The sequence below is a fragment of the Neobacillus rhizosphaerae genome (genome assembly GCF_937468385.1).
Taxonomy (GTDB): Bacteria; Bacillota; Bacilli; order Bacillales; family Cytobacillaceae; genus Neobacillus; species Neobacillus rhizosphaerae.
In genome coordinates this window covers 26559-44813 of the sequence record NZ_CALBWS010000022.1, presented here as the reverse complement: position 1 = coordinate 44813, position 18255 = coordinate 26559, and the positions used below count along the sequence as shown (strand labels likewise).

At 39.0% G+C, this 18255-nt stretch carries 16 protein-coding genes and 1 pseudogene; 11 read left to right on the top strand and 6 right to left on the bottom strand.

Annotated elements, in window-relative coordinates:
- The first annotated feature begins 231 nt into the window (after positions 1–231).
- Both M5A78_RS15955 and M5A78_RS15950 read left to right on the top strand, forming a co-directional pair.
- A complete protein-coding gene (locus M5A78_RS15955) occupies positions 232–411 on the top strand; it encodes a spore germination protein (protein ID WP_248736268.1) in 180 nt (59 codons plus the stop codon).
- 314 nt (positions 412–725) lie between these two features.
- Positions 726–1724, top strand: a complete 999-nt coding sequence (locus M5A78_RS15950) for an NAD(P)H-dependent flavin oxidoreductase (protein ID WP_248736267.1) — start codon at positions 726–728, stop codon at positions 1722–1724.
- 67 nt (positions 1725–1791) lie between these two features.
- On the opposite strand, the gene M5A78_RS15945 is transcribed toward M5A78_RS15950, so the two are convergent.
- On the bottom strand, positions 1792–2091 hold the full coding sequence (locus M5A78_RS15945; protein WP_248736266.1) for a hypothetical protein: 300 nt from the start codon (positions 2089–2091) through the stop codon (positions 1792–1794).
- A 329-nt stretch (positions 2092–2420) separates the two neighbouring features.
- On the opposite strand from M5A78_RS15945, the gene M5A78_RS15940 reads away from it, so the two are divergent.
- Together M5A78_RS15940 and M5A78_RS15935 are read left to right on the top strand one after the other, a co-directional pair.
- Positions 2421–3611, top strand: a complete 1191-nt coding sequence (locus M5A78_RS15940) for a glycine C-acetyltransferase (protein WP_248736265.1) — start codon at positions 2421–2423, stop codon at positions 3609–3611.
- 90 nt (positions 3612–3701) lie between these two features.
- Positions 3702–4646, top strand: coding sequence for an L-threonine 3-dehydrogenase (locus M5A78_RS15935; RefSeq protein ID WP_248736264.1), 945 nt, complete (start codon positions 3702–3704; stop codon positions 4644–4646).
- Between the two features lie 881 nt (positions 4647–5527).
- On the opposite strand, the gene selD is transcribed toward M5A78_RS15935, so the two are convergent.
- Entirely contained in the window at positions 5528–6586 is a 1059-nt protein-coding gene (selD, locus tag M5A78_RS15930; protein WP_406603715.1) for a selenide, water dikinase SelD, read from the bottom strand.
- 194 nt (positions 6587–6780) lie between these two features.
- On the opposite strand from selD, the pseudogene M5A78_RS24990 reads away from it, so the two are divergent.
- Positions 6781–6966 (top strand): annotated as a pseudogene (locus M5A78_RS24990) (Rdx family protein); the annotation flags it as partial.
- Between the two features lie 96 nt (positions 6967–7062).
- On the opposite strand, the gene M5A78_RS15925 reads toward M5A78_RS24990, so the two are convergent.
- Entirely contained in the window at positions 7063–7461 is a 399-nt protein-coding gene (locus M5A78_RS15925) for an Hsp20/alpha crystallin family protein (protein WP_248736263.1), read from the bottom strand.
- Positions 7462–7565: 104 nt separating this feature from the next.
- Here M5A78_RS15925 and selA point away from each other — a divergent pair, with 104 nt between their 5' ends.
- Positions 7566–8987 carry an L-seryl-tRNA(Sec) selenium transferase gene (gene selA / locus M5A78_RS15920; protein ID WP_248736262.1) on the top strand — a complete coding sequence of 474 codons (1422 nt, stop codon included), beginning with the start codon at positions 7566–7568 and terminating at the stop codon, positions 8985–8987.
- A 37-nt stretch (positions 8988–9024) separates the two neighbouring features.
- On the opposite strand, the gene M5A78_RS15915 is transcribed toward selA, so the two are convergent.
- Positions 9025–9162 carry a small acid-soluble spore protein P gene (locus M5A78_RS15915; RefSeq protein WP_248736261.1) on the bottom strand — a complete coding sequence of 46 codons (138 nt, stop codon included), beginning with the start codon at positions 9160–9162 and terminating at the stop codon, positions 9025–9027.
- A gap of 111 nt (positions 9163–9273) precedes the next feature.
- Here M5A78_RS15915 and M5A78_RS15910 point away from each other — a divergent pair, with 111 nt between their 5' ends.
- Positions 9274–9543 (top strand): hypothetical protein, encoded by a 270-nt coding sequence (locus M5A78_RS15910; RefSeq protein ID WP_248736260.1) that lies wholly within the window; start codon positions 9274–9276, stop codon positions 9541–9543.
- 29 nt (positions 9544–9572) lie between these two features.
- Here M5A78_RS15910 and sspO read toward each other — a convergent pair whose 3' ends face one another.
- Positions 9573–9725 carry a small acid-soluble spore protein O gene (gene sspO, locus M5A78_RS15905; RefSeq protein WP_248736259.1) on the bottom strand — a complete coding sequence of 51 codons (153 nt, stop codon included), beginning with the start codon at positions 9723–9725 and terminating at the stop codon, positions 9573–9575.
- A 331-nt stretch (positions 9726–10056) separates the two neighbouring features.
- Here sspO and acnA point away from each other — a divergent pair, with 331 nt between their 5' ends.
- Both acnA and abc-f read left to right on the top strand, forming a co-directional pair.
- Positions 10057–12762 carry an aconitate hydratase AcnA gene (acnA, locus tag M5A78_RS15900; RefSeq protein WP_248736258.1) on the top strand — a complete coding sequence of 902 codons (2706 nt, stop codon included), beginning with the start codon at positions 10057–10059 and terminating at the stop codon, positions 12760–12762.
- 400 nt (positions 12763–13162) lie between these two features.
- Positions 13163–14890 (top strand): ribosomal protection-like ABC-F family protein, encoded by a 1728-nt coding sequence (gene abc-f, locus M5A78_RS15895; protein ID WP_406603714.1) that lies wholly within the window; start codon positions 13163–13165, stop codon positions 14888–14890.
- A 163-nt stretch (positions 14891–15053) separates the two neighbouring features.
- Here abc-f and M5A78_RS15890 read toward each other — a convergent pair whose 3' ends face one another.
- Positions 15054–16091, bottom strand: a complete 1038-nt coding sequence (locus M5A78_RS15890) for an NAD-dependent epimerase/dehydratase family protein (RefSeq protein ID WP_248736257.1) — start codon at positions 16089–16091, stop codon at positions 15054–15056.
- Between the two features lie 194 nt (positions 16092–16285).
- Here M5A78_RS15890 and mtnA point away from each other — a divergent pair, with 194 nt between their 5' ends.
- The gene (gene mtnA / locus M5A78_RS15885) at positions 16286–17335 is read left to right on the top strand and encodes an S-methyl-5-thioribose-1-phosphate isomerase (protein WP_248736256.1); all 1050 of its coding nucleotides are present in this window, start codon (positions 16286–16288) and stop codon (positions 17333–17335) included.
- Positions 17336–17355: 20 nt separating this feature from the next.
- Entirely contained in the window at positions 17356–18150 is a 795-nt protein-coding gene (locus M5A78_RS15880) for a class II aldolase/adducin family protein (protein ID WP_248736255.1), read from the top strand.
- Positions 18151–18255: the final 105 nt, after the last annotated feature.

Here is an 18255-nt window from a genome sequence, read left to right as displayed (position 1 = left end):
TTGGTGCGGAAAAATTGTATCTCAGTATTGGGTTCGTTTCAATCGGAACCGCACCTTGGGGAGAGAAGAGTTTCTTATAAGATGACCTGCTGAGCAATTATCAATTTTGCAAAAAACAAAAGCTCTATCTTGTGTTTGTATCGTAATTTTTCATTGGATTAATGAAGATGCTTAATCAAGCTTAAAAGCTTGTACATATAATGATAAAAATGAATGGAAGGAGTGGATTATTTGGCGGTCAATAAAGATGGTATTTCGATTGGGACCGTTTCTGGAGGAATTGTTAACTTTGGTGGAGCTGTTACTATTGCTCCAATATCGATTACAAAAACGATCACTGGTTCTTCTCCCACGAAAACTTCTAATATTATTACTCCTTTTCAACAAAGTGTTACCAGTTTACTAGATTAGACGGAGCTTAGAATAGTCCCGTCTGATTTTTTACTTTAATAGATTAAAATGCCTTTAAGCTTTGTGATGTTTGGGTTTGGTTGATAATTTTCCCAATTGAAATTTCGTTTGTTTTATTTTTAGAAGTTGATTGACCAAGCCGTTGTAAATTTTCTGAAACGTTAAATTATGAATAATGTCCTTTTTTACGTCAATGGAAAGCAAACCTATTACGACTTAATACAGTTCATAAAAATGATTGAATATTCATTCATTTTAAGTTACTATTAAAGAGTATAGTGTATTCGGAAAATTCTAAACCACGAGGTGAGATTATGAAGAAGTCGATTCTTGATCATTGGTATAGTCAATTGAAATTGCCCGTTATTGTTGCCCCGATGTTTCTGGTGTCAGGCACCGAGCTAGTTAAACATTGCTGCTTGAATGGGGTCATAGGTTCTTTTCCTGCCCCTAATGCCAGACCAATTGAGGTTCTAGATCAATGGATGGGACATTTGAATGCTGAGCTTGAGGCAGCCCGAGCAAAAGATTCAACCCAGAAAATAGCACCTTGGGCAATGAATATGGTTGTACATAGCTCCTACAGCCGCCTTCAAGATGAATTAGCGTTAATTAAGAAACACAAGCCACAGTTAGTGATCACTTCATTAGGTAGTCCAAAACAAGTTGTTGAAATTGTTCATGAGTATGGAGGCCTTGTTTTTTCAGATGTCAGTGACTTGAAATTTGCCAAGAAGGCTGCAGCAGCTGGTGTCGATGGGTTAATTTTAGTTGCCAACGGTGCAGGGGGGCATGCCGGTCAAATCAATAGCTTTGCTTTTGTTGATATGGTCCGGACTTTCTGGGATGGAATCATCATACTTGCAGGTTCCATCTCAACGGGAAAGGGAATACTAGCAGCACAAGCCGCTGGAGCAGATTTTGCCTATATGGGCACACGATTTATTGTAGCTACTGAAAGCATGGCAAATGATGAATATCGTGAAATGTTAGTGGAGGCAACACAAGAAGACATTATATTAACAGATGCTTTCTCAGGTGTCATGTGCAATATGTTAAAACCTAGTATTGTTATAGCGGGACTTGACCCCAATCAATTGGTAAAAAAAGATAACGTGAATTTCGATAATATGCAAAAAGAAACAAATGTAAAGGCCTGGCGAGATATTTGGTCCGCCGGCCATGGCGTCGGGGCAATTGACCGGATTGAAACTACTGCTGATATTGTTAACCGTTTGGAACATGAGTATCAGGAGGCACTGGAAAAGATCAATCATCATGCAGCAAAATTTAGCACGGTTAACGTAAACTAAGTGAGTGTCTGCATGCGGCATAACCAGCTGTAAAAATCATTTTGAAAAAATAACGAACCAATTCCCCTTATGAGGACGGGTTCGTTATTTTTTTCTTTTTTGGAACTAATTTAACGACTTTATAGCCTGGCTTTATTTTTACTCGTTTTGTTTCCTTCTCTGTTTGAATCTGATATATTGTGTGTTTTTTGGGCTCATGTTCTATCTGTTCAATCTTATTAATTGTTTCATTCCGAAAATATTTTTGGATTTTTTTTATTTGTTTTTCTTGTTTTTCACCATATAACAAATCATATGTAAAAATTAACAAGTAAACGAATATTGCACCGATGATGGTGGTATAAAGAAGCGAATATATAAACGACACGAGCGACATCCTTTCTTTTCTCTTTCAGAGTATAATTTATTATACCGTTTTTTCATTTAAAGAATAGTAATTCAATTCATATCATTATTCAACTAGCTCTTTTTAGCAAATATCCTGATTTCGAATTGGGTAATCTAAAAATGAAGAAAAATATTTTTCATAACTTTGTCCACGAGGTATGAACAATTTTGAAAATATATGATAAAGTATACTTTGAGAATCCTACTGTACTGCCGTTTAATTAGAATTCAAGTGTCCGCGTACCAAGGACAAATGTTTCTTTTAAAACGACATTACCAGGTTCAGACGAATTAAGGGGGAATATGAACGTGTCCAGTAACATATTGGAAAATTTTTTAAATGAAAATCTTGAAGATTTAAAGGGCAAAGGTCTTTATAATGTCATCGATCCGCTAGAAAGCCCAAATGGACCAGTTATTAAGATTAATGGCAGAGAACTAGTCAATTTATCTTCCAATAACTATTTAGGACTTGCCACCGATGACCGACTAAAAAAAGCAGCTACTGACGCCATTGAAAAATATGGTGTGGGTGCTGGTGCTGTTCGCACCATCAATGGTACCCTCAAGCTTCATGTCGAATTAGAAGAGAAATTAGCTGAATTCAAATATACCGAAGCAGCCATTGCGTACCAATCAGGTTTTAATTGTAACATGGCGGCCATTTCAGCAGTAATGGATAAAAATGATGCCATTTTATCTGATGAATTAAACCATGCATCGATTATCGACGGTTGCAGGCTATCAAAAGCAAAAATTATCCGTGTCAACCACTCCGATATGGAAGATTTACGTGCAAAAGCAAAAGAAGCAAAAGAGTCCGGTCTTTACAATAAGATAATGGTGATTACCGATGGCGTATTTTCAATGGATGGGGATATCGCGTTACTACCGGAAATCGTCAAGATTGCTGAGGAATTTGATTTAATTACATATGTTGATGATGCCCATGGCTCCGGTGTTCTGGGTGATGGAGCTGGGACCGTTAAGCATTTCGGGCTTTCTGATAAAATTGATTTCCAAATCGGCACGCTCTCAAAAGCAATTGGTGTCGTTGGTGGCTATGTTGCAGGAAAGAAAAATTTAATTGACTGGTTAAAAGTCCGCAGCCGCCCGTTCCTTTTCTCAACATCGTTAACACCAGCAGATGTGGCAGCAAGCAAGAAGTCGATCGAGATTTTGATGGAAAGTACAGAGCTTAATAAAAAATTATGGGATAATGGCAACTATCTGAAAAAAGGCTTAAAGGAATTAGGTTTTAATATCGGAAGTAGTGAAACACCGATTACTCCATGTATCATTGGTGACGAATCCTTAACCCAGCAATTTAGCAAACGTTTGAATGAAGAGGGGGTATACGCGAAGGCGATTGTATTCCCAACCGTTCCACAAGGGACTGGACGTGTTCGTAATATGCCAACAGCTGCACATACAAAAGAAATGCTTGATCAAGCTATTGCGATTTACGAAAAAGTCGGCAAGGAAATGGGCGTTATTTAATCAAAAAGCAGAGACATTCTGGACGATAAGCTAACACCCCTATAAAGAAAGCCAGAATTATTTAGCATAAGTGAAGAGGACGGAGAAACGATGAAACGTATATTAATCACAGGAGCTTTAGGGCAAATTGGATCTGAATTAACCTTAAAGCTAAGAGACATCTATGGCACAGATAATGTTATTGCAACAGATATAAAAAAGAATAACAGTGAAGCAGCGCAAAGTGGTCCCTTTGAAACTGTCGATGTGACTGATTTAAACAAAATGGTGGAGATAGCCAAAAAATACAATGTTGATACAGTCATGCATTTAGCCGCACTTCTTTCGGCAACAGCCGAAGCAAAGCCCGTATTTGCCTGGAATTTAAATATGGGTGGTCTGATGAATGGACTTGAAACAGCTAGAGAGTTAAATGCGCAATTTTTCACTCCAAGCTCTATCGGTGCCTTTGGTCCATCAACGCCAAAGGATCAGACTCCACAGGACACGATTATGCGTCCAACCACGATGTACGGAGTCAACAAGGTAGCTGGGGAATTATTGGCTGACTACTATTTCCATAAGTTTGGCGTCGACACTCGAGGATTACGGTTCCCAGGCTTAATTTCCTATGTTGCAATGCCAGGCGGTGGAACTACAGATTATGCTGTTGAAATTTACTACGAAGCTGTCAAGAATGGCAAATATACTTCGTACATTGATAAAGGCACTTACATGGATATGATGTACATGCCGGATGCTTTGAATGCCATCGTTGATTTAATGGAGGCCGATTCAGCCAAATTGCAGCACCGGAATTCTTTTAATGTCACAGCGATGAGCTTTGATCCAGAAGAAATTGCTGCGAGTATCGCGAAGTATGTTCCAGGATTTGAAATATCTTATGATGTTGATCCTGCTCGTCAAAAAATTGCCGATAGCTGGCCAAATTCAATTGATGCTCGTGCGGCAAAAGAGGAATGGGGCTTTAAATTCGAGTATGATTTAGATCGAATGACGAAGGATATGCTTGAAAAACTCCGTCAGAAACTATAATTGGATGAATCCTGGACCAAAATGGTTCAGGATTTTTTCATGTTCATCCTACTTTATTTTCTAATGTACCTTTAAGGGGGAGGGATTTGTGAAAAGGTCGATGTAGAGGGGTTCTACTTAGGCTTTCGGGATAGAAATTTGTGAAAAGGCCGATGTAGAGGGGTTCTTCTTGGGCTTTCGAGGGGGAAATCTGTGAAAAGGTCGATGTAGAGGGGTTCTACTTGGGCTTTCGGGGTGGAAATCTGTGAAAAAGTCGATGTAGAGGGGTTCTACTTGGGCTTTCGGGGTGGAAATCTGTGAAAAAGTTGATGTAGAGGGGTTCTACTTTGGATTTCGGGGTGGAAATTTGTGAAAAAGTCGATGTAGAAGGGTTCTACTTGGGCTTTCGAGGTGGAAATCTGTGAAAGGGCCGATGTAGAGGGGTTCTACTTGGGCTTTCGAGGTGGAAATCTGTGAAAAGGTCGATGTAGAGATATCTTACTCCGACTTTTTGGGGTCGAATATCGCAATAAACCTTACGAAATAATAAAATATTTTACCATAAAAGCTATTTTCGTAAATACAGGTGCTTTTCTTACTAAATCCCCCTAAATCCATTGATTAGGATGGTAATTTTTTTCGTTTCATGATTTTAAAGGCGAATTCCACCAATTTTTCTTTAAAAGGTCTTGCTATATTCAGCTTTATCGACGAGTTTAAATGGTTTATCAGCGACTTCTATGGTTTTATCAGCGACAATGTTACGTTTATCAGCGACTTTTGTGATATATCAGCGAGTTGCAGGGTAATGGTCAGATCGTCCTAACATTTCAAAAAAAGCAACCATCTATGAAAAAAACGCCTTAAAAAAAGGAACAGCAAAGCCGCTATAGCTTCGCTGTTTATCTTTTTACATAAATAAGTGTCTCTTTTTTCTCGGTAACGCGTCCAATGATTGAGGTATAGACTAATCCATTAGATTGTAATCGGTCTACATAATTACCGGCTTCCTCTTCACTAAGCGATACAAGGAGTCCTCCCGAGGTAATCGCATCACAAAGGACAAGTTGTTCTTCAGGAAGAATATCGTCCTCATAGGCAACGTCATCCCGTAACCAATTATGATTGGACTTAGACCCTCCTGGAACCACGCCATTTTTGGCTAAATCAAATGTTCCTTCGAGAATTGGTACTTTGCTCAATGAAATTTCAAAGCTCACCCCACTACCACGGGCCATTTCACTACCATGTCCAAGCAAGCCAAATCCGGTTACATCTGTGACAGAATGAGGATGATAATTAGTTAGCACTTCTGCTGCTGTTTTATTCAGCATTGCCATCGTTTCGGTTACGATTTGCTCCTGCTCTGGTGTTACTACACTTCTTTTGATCCCGGTTGTCAGGATGCCCACACCAATTGGTTTAGTCAATACAAGAACATCCCCTGGTTGTGCACCAACATTTTTCCATACTTTATCGGGATGAACAATTCCTGTTACGGAAAGTCCAAATTTAGGTTCTTGATCATCTATTGAATGACCGCCAACAGTAATCGCACCCGCTTCTTTTACTTTATCAGCTGCACCGCGTAGTATTTCGGAAAGCATTTCCGCTCCGAGTTTCTTTATTGGGTAACCAACAATATTTAATACAGTTTTTGGTTCGCCACCCATGGCATAGACATCACTTAATGCGTTTGCCGCTGTAATTTGGCCAAACATATATGGATCATCCACGATTGGGGTAAAGTAGTCAACGGTTTGGATTAGTGCTATGGAATCGGTTAAACGATAGACCCCAGCATCATCTGATGTATCAAGTCCCACTATTAATTCAGGAACAGGTTCTTGTTTTGGTAATAAGCGCAAAACTTGCGCCAGGTCCTCAGGACCAATTTTGCAGCCTCAACCAGCTTTTGTAGATAATGAGGTCAGGCGAATTTTTTCTTTTTCACTCAACATGTCCACCTCCATTTTATTAGTATAACTCTTCCGGAATAAATCCGCACTAATCGTGCAGAATATTTGCGGAACAAGAGGGGGATAGGATAAAATATTTTTACTATCATGATGTATGAAAGGACTTTTTTAGGAGGAGATTTATGAAGACCTACCATATAATTGTCGAATTTTGCATGCAATGAAACTATTCATCAAAGGCTGCGAGTTTCGCAGAGGAGTTATTTAACCATTTTTATCGAAATATTCAAAAGTTAGAGCTGATTCCTTGTTCAGGGGGCGCGTTCGAAGTGACGGTTAATGGGGAGAAAATATACTCTAAGCTGGACACAGGCATTTTTCCGAATACTGAAGAAATGATTGAAATTATTTCTTCAAAATAAGATAAAGCCTCATACCGATTTAGGTTATGAGGCTTTAATGTTTTCGATAATATTGTTATGTAAACCGACTAAGAAAAAAATGAATCATACTTAACTTTAAGGAAGCGTAATAAATCTATTTTTTCCTAATCCCTTTTCTGTCTTTGAAATAAACACCTCTAGAATTCCATTTAAAAAAGTTGCGGATATGTCTTGTGTAATTATCTGAAAGGGGAAATCAATTGAACGAATCCGTTTTTGTTGCTTCGGGGAAGGGGGGGATTTTGAAGCTGAAATCATTAATTTTTTTTCTTCTATATATACCTTTATTTCCGATGCCTCAAATCCACTTAGAATGGCTTCAACAATCCATTCCTTCTCTGTCTCATAAAGATCAATTTGAAATTGAGTCTGATCATAATAGGATGTAAGTGGATCGAGAAAATAGTTCTCTAACCACTTTTCCATTAAATCAAAATCAAAAGTCTGTTTTTGAAGCGGTTTCTTTTTTATCATATCCAATCCCCCTTGCACGTTTCATTTTATTCATTCAGACATAAAACGTGAAACTGATGTGATATAATAGGGCAAAAGAAGGATTAGTGAAGGAGTTTTTGCTTGTGAAAGTATGGCTACGTTCAATTCCAGCTGTCCATGAACTTCAAAATCATGGTACGTTTTTGTCTTTACTAGAAGAAAGTAATCTTGATCATACACAGTTAACGAAGCAGTTAAAAGAAGTGGTTGATCAAATTAGGGATGCAATCATAAATGATAAATGGACAGGGAGCGTGCCTGGTACAAGCCATTTTATTGAAGATTTGTTTTTGATCCTAAAAGCTAATTTGAAAAAACAGTTTTCCTATACGATTGAAAAAGTAATAAATGCGACAGGAACGATTTTACATACCAATCTTGGTAGGGCTAGGTTAAGCGAGAATGCCATTAATCATGTGGTTGAAACGGCAAGAAGCTATTCAAACCTTGAATATAAGCTAAATGAAGGGGAACGGGGTTCAAGACATAGTCATGTAGAAGATCTAATTAAAGAAATCACCGGTGCCGAGTCTGCCATGGTTGTCAATAATAATGCGTCTGCCGTTTACCTTGTTTTAAGGGCATTTGCAAAGAATAAAGAAGTCATTGTATCAAGGGGGCAGCTTGTTGAAATCGGCGGGTCTTTTCGTATCTCTTCCATTATGGAGGAAAGCGGTGCATCACTTATAGAAGTGGGAACAACCAATAAAACACATCTGTACGATTATGAGAAAGCAGTGACCCCAGAAACTGCGATTGTCATGAAGGTCCATACCAGTAATTTTAAGGTCATCGGTTTCACAAAATCTGTCGAAACAGAAGAACTTATTGATTTAACCCAAAAGCTCGATGATGTCATTTTTTATGAAGACCTCGGAAGTGGTGCCTTATACGACTTTAGGAAGCATGGTATTGGTGAAGAACCAGTCGTGAAAGAGGTTATAGAAATGGGGGCAGATGTTATTACCTTTAGTGGTGACAAGCTCCTTGGCGGTCCACAAGCAGGAATTATCGCTGGAAAAAAAGAAATCATTGACCGCTTGAAAAAACATCAGTTAGCCAGAGTGGTCCGTGTCGATAAGATGACCTTGGCTGCACTTGAAGGGACTTTAATCGACTATGCCCGCGGCGAAAACGCGATACGGAATATCCCTACCGTACGTGATTTATTAGTTTCAATTAATGAATTAGACGAAAGGGCGAGAGTTTTCGTTGCAAACTTGTTACAAAAAACAAACAGCTATCAAGTGAATATTGTTCCAGATTCAAGCCAAGTGGGCGGGGGAACGATGCCTGATGTAGTGCTGCCAACAAAGGTTATCGCGTTAAAACATGATTCGTTAACGGCGGTACAGCTAAGCAGAAAATTACGTACAGAATCGAAACCGGCTATTATCGCACGCATCCAAAAAGATGAGTATATTATTGATCTCAGGACGGTAACTCCAGAAGATGAAATACATATACTTGATTCGTTAATCCATGTGAACCTTGAGAGGATTTAATTCTAGCAGCTCCAGCCTAAAGGTTGGAGCTGCTTTTTTACATATCATGATGCGAGTTGTGTTTAGCCCGGGTATGATTGCGATTCTTAACTTTGTGAGAACCGCTCATCGGTTCTGGCTGTCCTGATTGCTTAGGAGCATTTTTACGCATATCTTTTCCGTCGTTTTTGTTCATTTTTATCCCTCCTCAACATTTAGGATGCAATCAATAAATCTTTTTATGCTGAATATTTTTTCTAGTTCTGAGCAATTTAAAGGGTATATAAAATGAAGGAGTGAGACATTTATGCAAAAATTTCCTTACAATAAGGACAAACAGCAGGCTTTTCAGGCAGCACAGCAAGGATATGAGGAAGCACAAGGGCTTTTTGAAACAATTGTCAGTGATAGTGCCAGCTACGGGCATCAGCTTAAGCATTTAAAGAACGAAGTAAATGAAGCATATCAGCAGATAGCGAATGCATTTGAGGTAGCATCAGAACACCAAAGGTCTCAGTTAGAACGTTTCCAACAGGACCTTAAAAATATGGTTACAGAGGTAAATATGACCGAATAAGGAAAGCAGGAGGCCACCCCCTCCTGCTATTATTGATTCTTTTTTCGCTTTTTATTGTTCATTCGCTCTTTGACAGTTAAAGGTTCATTTGCCATTTCCTCATTGAATCCAACTCCCTGCCCTTGAGCTTTGGCAGCATTTGCTCCAGGTATGACATGGTTTGCCTTCTGTTTTTTTGCCATTCGATTCACCCCCTTAGTTGTTAATATTTCCATTTGTGCCTAAAAAAATGACAAAGAATCGTTTTTTTGCCATAATAATAAAGAAAGACAACCAACTTAACTTAAGGAAAAAGACATTAGCAATGATAAGATTTTCTATATATTGAGAGCTCTATACATAAAAAACATAAGAAAAACTTATCAAACGCAATAACTTTCTTGTTATTTACTTATATAGTGGGTTGTATTAAGATTAGAATTGTGAGAAAAGTAAAGCTGGATGGGAAAATTCAAACTTTTCGACTTTTCGTTCATTTTGTTTTTATGATAACGAATGAGGGGGTTTTTACACATGGTAAAAAATGACGTATTTAACGCACATTCTTCCTTTGAAGTAAACGGTAAACGCTACCACTATTACCGTTTAAGTGCATTGGAAGAGGCAGGCATTGGTAACGTATCCAAATTGCCTTATTCCGTAAAAGTACTACTTGAATCTGTCCTTCGTCAATACGATGGACGTGTCATCACAAAAGAGCACGTTGAAAACTTAGCAAAATGGGGAACAGATGAGCTGAAAGAAGTGGATGTTCCATTTAAGCCTTCACGTGTAATCCTGCAAGACTTCACTGGAGTTCCAGCAGTAGTTGACCTTGCTTCCTTAAGAAAAGCAATGGCAGACTTAGGTGGCGATCCAGACAAAATCAATCCTGAAAAAACTGTTGATTTAGTTATCGACCACTCCGTACAGGTTGACGAATACGGTACAGGTGATGCATTAAGAATTAACATGGATTATGAATTCGAACGAAATGCTGAACGCTACCAATTCCTAAGCTGGGCGCAAAAATCATTTAATAACTACCGTGCTGTACCACCGGCAACCGGTATCGTTCACCAAGTAAACCTTGAGTACTTAGCAGACGTCGTTCACGTTGCTGAAACTGATGGTGAACTAGAAGCATACCCAGATACATTAGTTGGTACTGACTCTCATACTACTATGATTAACGGTCTTGGCGTACTTGGCTGGGGCGTTGGAGGAATTGAAGCTGAAGCTGGAATGCTTGGTCAGCCATCCTATTTCCCTGTTCCTGAAGTAGTTGGCGTTAAATTAACTGGCGTGCTACCAAACGGCGCAACTGCAACTGACCTTGCTTTAAAAGTAACGCAAGTACTTCGTAAGCATGGTGTCGTAGGGAAATTCGTTGAATATTTCGGACCTGGAGTTTCTACACTTCCACTTGCAGATCGGGCTACGATTGCTAACATGGCTCCTGAATATGGGGCAACTTGTGGCTTCTTCGCCATTGACGATGAATCTCTTGCTTATTTACGTTTAACAGGCCGTGATGAAGATCAGGTAAAAGTAGTTGAACAATATTGTAAAGAAAACGGCTTATTTTTCAATCCATCAGATGAACCAGTCTACACTGATGTAATCGAAATTGAGCTTTCTGAAATAGAAGCAAATCTTTCCGGTCCAAAGCGTCCGCAGGATTTAATTCCTCTTTCAAAAATGAAGGATGAATTCGTGAAAGCTGTTTCTGCACCACAAGGAAACCAAGGTTTCGGCTTACAGACTGATGAACTTGAAAAGAGCGCAGTTGTTAAATTCAACAACGGCGATGAAACGACAATTAAAACAGGTGCTGTTGCGATTGCTTCCATCACTAGCTGTACAAACACTTCTAATCCATACGTTTTAGTAGGTGCTGGACTTGTTGCGAAAAAAGCTGTTGAACTTGGAATGGAAGTTCCTAAATTTGTTAAAACTTCTTTAGCACCAGGATCTAAAGTGGTAACTGGATATCTTCGTGATTCAGGGCTACTTCCATACCTGGAGCAAATCGGCTTCAACCTTGTTGGTTATGGCTGTACAACCTGTATCGGTAACTCTGGTCCATTAAAGGAAGAAATCGAAAAAACTATCGCGGAAAACGATCTCTTAGTTACATCTGTTCTTTCTGGAAACCGTAACTTTGAAGGACGTATTCATCCTCTTGTAAAAGCAAACTACCTTGCTTCACCACCATTAGTTGTGGCATACGCTCTTGCTGGTACAGTGAATATTGATTTCGCATCTGAAGCAATTGGGAAAGATAAAGATGGAAATGACGTATTCTTTAAGGACATTTGGCCATCAACAGCAGAAGTCAATGATGTCGTAAAACGCACCGTTACACCTGAACTTTTCCGTAGAGAATACGAGAACGTGTTCGGCGACAACGAGCGTTGGAACGAAATCAAAACAAGCAATGAACCATTATATACATGGGATGAGGATTCCACTTATATCGCCAATCCACCGTTCTTTGAAGGTTTATCACCTGAACCAGGTGAAGTAGAGCCATTAACAGGACTACGTGTGGTTGGTAAGTTCGGGGACTCTGTCACTACTGACCATATTTCACCTGCCGGAGCAATTGGGAAAAATACTCCTGCTGGAAAATATCTATTAGAAAAAGGCGTTCAGCCTCGTGACTTTAACTCGTACGGTTCACGTCGTGGGAACCACGAAGTCATGATGCGTGGCACATTTGCAAATATTCGGATCAGAAACCAAATCGCACCAGGCACAGAAGGCGGCTTTACCACTTACTGGCCAACAGGCGAAGTTACATCTATCTATGATGCATGCATGAAGTACAAAGAAAATGGAACTGGCTTGATTGTCCTAGCTGGTAAAGATTACGGAATGGGTTCTTCACGTGACTGGGCAGCGAAAGGTACGAACCTGTTAGGTATTAGAACGGTTCTAGCTGAGAGCTTTGAGCGTATTCACCGTTCAAATCTAGTGTTAATGGGTGTTCTTCCACTTCAATTTAAAGAAGGCGAAAGCGCTGAAACACTTGGTTTAACGGGGAAAGAAACCATTGATGTCCAAGTAGATGAAAACGTTAGACCACGTGACCTACTAAAAGTGACTGCTACGGACGAAGCTGGTAACAAGAAAGAATTTGAAGTTCTTGTCCGTTTCGATTCTGAAGTTGAAATTGATTACTATCGTCATGGCGGTATTTTGCAAATGGTTCTTCGTGAAAAATTACAAGCTTAATTATATATAATGAAAACACCATGTCTTTATAGGCGTGGTGTTTTTTGAAAGGGGAAAATATGCTATTAGGATAAAATTGAGAACGAAATCCCATATTCAGATGTGAATTTTCAGGAAATGATTGACAACCACCTTGGATTTTAAATAAAATAAAAGTATTAAACGAAAAGGAATGAAAAAAAGGCCAATGAAATTATAATCTTATTTTTCAGCACATGATTCGAATAATCGAAAAATGATGAACCTGAAGAATAGGATTAGTCTGTCCTTTTTTATATCCTAATCGTATAAACCATTTAAACAAACAAACCTTTATAGGTTTATTTGTTTAACATATTTCATGGTTGTTTATGATTGACGATATAAGAACTCACTTCAGGTTCATGAAGGGGGTTTTTTTATGCAAAAAAATCAGATGACAGTAGTAAAAGGGTTAGGTTTAGACAAAAGCTTTCATGTAAGAAAAGTATTAAACAATATCAACTTTGAGATAAAAAATGGGGAACGAATAGGCCTTGTCGGCAATAATGGTGCAGGGAAAACGACACTAGCCAATTTAATTTTCGGAAGATTAAGTCCAGATAAGGGAATGATTGAAAAATCAAAAGATTTGCGGATTGGATATCTTTCACAGTCGATTGATTATGAAGTTAGTCATTTCCAGCAATCCTTTGTAGGTATCGAGGAAAATGAGTTGTTTCACCATGCTAGCGGTTTAGGTCTTAAAAAGGTTTATGATTGGAAGGAAAATCGTTTGTCTCACTTAAGTGGCGGGGAAAAGCTTAAACTCGCATTATCGATGGTTTGGTCATCGAAGCCAGATTTTTTAATCTTGGATGAACCGACAAATCATTTAGATTTTACAGGGATTGACTGGCTAGTCTCAGAGTTAGCAAAGTTCCATGGCCCTGTTTTAATTATCTCGCATGATCGCCATTTCTTAAATAAAACGGTTAATCGTATCTTTGAATTAGAAAATAGTAATATTCAGTTTTACAACGGTAACTATAGTGACTATCGTGAGGAAAAGCAACAGAAATTAGCGAACCAGCGCCACCAATATAATGTCCAGCAGCGCCAAGTAGAAATGGTTGAATCGCAAATGGAGCAATTAAAGTCCTGGTCAGAAAAAGCTCACCGTGAGTCAACAAAGAAGGGTTCTGGTCCTTCAAAAAGGCAAAACGGCTTTAAAGAATATCATCGTGTAAAGGCGAAAAAACGTGATAATCAAGTGAAATCGAAAATGACAAGATTACAGAATGAGCTTGATAAACACAAGGTTGATAAGCCTGCTGAGGAAGTTGCTGTTAGATTTCAATTTGACAGCCAAGGGAAAAGAGGCAAACGGATAATTGAGGCGAAGGGGCTTTCAAAAGCATTCGCGGATCGGAGACTATTTCAAGATTCCCATTTCTATATTAATCACGGAGAGAGAATTGGACTGTTAGGTGAAAATGGCTGCGGAAAAACGACATTAATTAAGATGATAATAGGGAATGAGCCATTCTTTGAAGGTGAGCTGTGGAAGAGCGAATCAATCAAAATAGCTTACTTAAGTCAGGATGTTGCTGATTTACCAGCAGATAAAACGGCAATTGAAGCATTAGGGATTACCGAAAGAGAAAGCATCCTTCAAGCAAGAACCTACCTTGCTAATTTAGGTTTAACAGAACAGCACATCACTAAGCCGATTGGGACTTTAAGTCTTGGTGAGCGAACGAGAGTAAAGCTAGTCGATATGTTAATGAAGGAATACGATGTTCTTATTTTAGATGAACCAACGAATCATCTCGATTTACCAAGCAGGGAGCAACTCGAAAAAACATTATCTGCGTTTTCCGGGACGATTATTACCGTTTCACATGATTATTACTTTCTCAATAAACTCTGTGATCGACTACTTGTGTTTGAAAATCAAGGTATTAAGCGTTTTGAAATGAAACCTGAGGAGTATTTTAATAAAGATAAAAAGAATGATGTAGATCATAGGAAAGAAGCACTTATGATTATTGAAAATAGGATCGCCGCGATTCTTGGTGAGCTCTCACTTATTGATCAAAAGGACCCGAAATATTTCGTGCTAGATAGGGAATTCAACCATCTTCTTAAAGAAAAGAAAAACCTCTGAATGGAACTAATGATCATTTGGAAGGGCTCTACATGACCATATAGGCAGTGAAACTGTCAGTACGGTCAAATAGCAGGACTCTAGGTGAGCGTAAAGGAAATAAAACCCTATGTACGGTCACCTAGCATGTCTCAACGCCGCGATTATCAGCCCTGTTTTTGTTTTATTTCATGCTCAATAAGGTGAGAAGTTTTTTCTCTTTTTCAATAAGCATTCCTGACTTCCACTCGCCCTCAGACAGATTACGAGTTTTTTCCCATTCATAAATTCCCTGTAAACTTTCCTCAAGCGGCCTGAATGTTAGCCCACTCTGTACGGCTTTTTCAATATTAATGGAAAAGGCACCTCTCCATGGTTCCTCAAGTTCAGGAGATAATGGTGAATTCTCAGGTACCCAGAGCGGCATCTCGGTCCAAGGAGCAACCTTTTGTTTAAGCAGAAATGTTTCATCCGCCCAAACAATTTCTACATCTGTCCCTGTCACTTTGATACATGCATCAACAAACTCTTTCATCGTTAAAGAATAATCGGGACCCGTTGCATTAAAGGTTCCAATAGACCTAGCTTCCATCATTTTAAGTATCCACCTCGACAGGTCAATAATGTCAATAACCTGGACCCGACGTTCAGGTTTACCTGGGACTAAAACTTTACCACCGCTGGCCATTCTATGGAGCCAATATGGAACACGGTCGGTATAATCATTCGGACCAATTAATTGACCAGCTCTCACATTCAACACTCGACCAGGCATATTTTTTTCAGCAATCCGCTCACACAAGGCTTTAAAATGCCCATAATGTTCATAAATTGGACCATTAGCATCTTTTGATAGCTCATTTGCTTCTTCGAGCGACATTTCTAAAACGGGATAGTTCTCATCCAAATTTTCAGGAACCCAGTCTTTATAAACGGAAATACTTGAGATAAATGTATAATAATTTACTCGATCCTTTAAAAAGTCAGTCGTATTTTGCACAGTATAGGGAATAAACCCGCTAGTGTCTAAAACAGCATCCCAGTAGCGGTCTTTAAGCTCCTTTAAGTTACCAAAGCGATTTCCTGTAATTATTTCAACGTCTTTTAACCCCGCATTTTGAAATCCACGATTAAAAATAGTCACTTCATGGTTTTGAGCAAGAGCTTCTTTTACAAACGTTCTTCCTAAAAAGCGGCTGCCACCTAAAACAAGAATCTTCATGCGAATTCCCCTCCATTTCATGCTTTCATCTTATCAAATTTTCACATAATTGCGTTAAAATTAAGAACACTTTTTTGCTAAAATGAAAAGTATTGCATATGTCATGGATATTGTTAAAATTACATTGGTAGAAGATTAATTGGAAGAAAAATTAATTGTTAGATTTGTTTATGTAGACGGGGAGATGCTTTTATATGGAAATTGCTTTTTTACAATCTGTTTCATATGAAAACGGCGTGTTAAAAATATTAGATCAAACCAAAATCCCAAATATAACCGAATTTCTCGAAATAACGAAAATTGAAGATGCTTGGGATGCAATTAAACAATTGAAGGTACGCGGTGCTCCAGCAATAGGAATTGCAGCGGCTTATGGTTTAGTTGTTGGAATAAAAGATGCCCCTGAAAATTCCTTTGCAGAGTTTTATGCATTTTTTAAAAAACAAGCTGATTATCTAGCAACATCACGTCCAACCGCTGTTAATTTATTTTGGGCTTTAAAGCGGATGGACGAGCGAGTACTAAAGGAAAAAGAACGGCCAGTCACTCATATTAAAGCAGCACTTGAAAACGAAGCACATACAATCAGAAATGAAGACGAAGATGTTTGCCGTACCATTGGCGAGCATGCATTAACACTTTTATCCGATGGTATGGGAATTCTTACTCACTGTAATGCCGGAGGGATCGCAACAGCAAGATATGGAACTGCACTAGCTCCTCTTTATTTAGCTAAGGAAAAAGGCTGGAATATCAAGGTATATGCCGATGAAACGAGACCGCTTCTTCAGGGAGCGCGCTTGACCGCTTGGGAGCTGATGAAAGCTGGGATTGATGTCACGCTTATAACTGATAATATGGCGGCGATGGTAATGCAAAAGGGCTGGGTGCAAGCAGTAATCGTCGGCTGTGACCGAGTGGCTGCTAACGGTGATGTAGCCAATAAAATTGGAACATATGGAGTCGCTTTATTAGCCAAAGCCCATCAAATTCCTTTCTATGTAGCTGCACCAATATCAACTATTGATTTAGAAACAAAAACAGGTACTGATATACCAATTGAGGAACGAGAGGCGGCGGAAATTACCGAAGGCTTTGGAAAACGAACAGCCCCTAAGGGAGTAAAGGTATTTAATCCAGCATTTGATGTCACCCCCAATGAGCTTGTTACGGCAATTATTACTGAAAAGGGTATACTAACCGGAAATTATCAAGAAGCGCTTCCAAAACTTTTTAAATCGTAAGAATGGAAAGCAGGGTGCCAATGTTGACGGAAAATAAATATAAAAAACAAATTTGTGATATTGGAAAAAGAATTTATGACAAGGGATTTGTTGCTGCCAATGACGGAAATATTTCGATTCGAGTCAGTGAAAATGAATTCCTAATCACGCCAACCGGGGTAAGTAAAGGTTTCATGACCCCAGATATGATTCTGAAAGTGGATGGACAAGGAAACGTACTTGATGGGGATTACCGGCCAACCTCTGAAATGAAAATGCATCTCCTTGTTTATCAAGAGCGTCCGGATATTCAGGCTGTTGTCCATGTCCATCCTCCATTTGCTACGGCGTTTGCAATTGCTGGAATATCTTTAGACCAGGCGATTTTGCCAGAATCAGTTGTCTATCTCGGAACGATCCCGATTGCGGAATATGGAACCCCTTCGACACAGGAAGTGCCTGACGCCGTTAAGAAATTTGTTCATCACCATAAAGGGGTGTTATTGGAAAACCATGGTGCTTTGACCTGGGGAAAAGATTTGGAACACGCCTATTATTTAATGGAATCGTTAGAATTTACCGCAAAAATCAGTTGGATTGCCAAACAACTGAATGGAGACCGGGAACTATCTAAAGAACACGTGCAAACGCTCATTGATATGAAAACGAAAATGGGAGTTCAAGGCGTGTCCCCTGTGGGTTCAGTTCCTCCTGAGGGAATCCATGCGATGAAAATGACACCTCCTCTTGAACAATCATTAACAGAACACGATGTTAACTTGATAGTTGAAAAAGTTACTAAAAACGTCCTGGATGAATTGAAAAAGCTGCTATAAAAAGCACGTAAAATCGACTTGTTTTTATCACATTTTATTCAATTGTCACAGTTTTGGCATATCCATTCTTTGTTTCAACTAAGTTTATAGTGTAAAATCGATAAT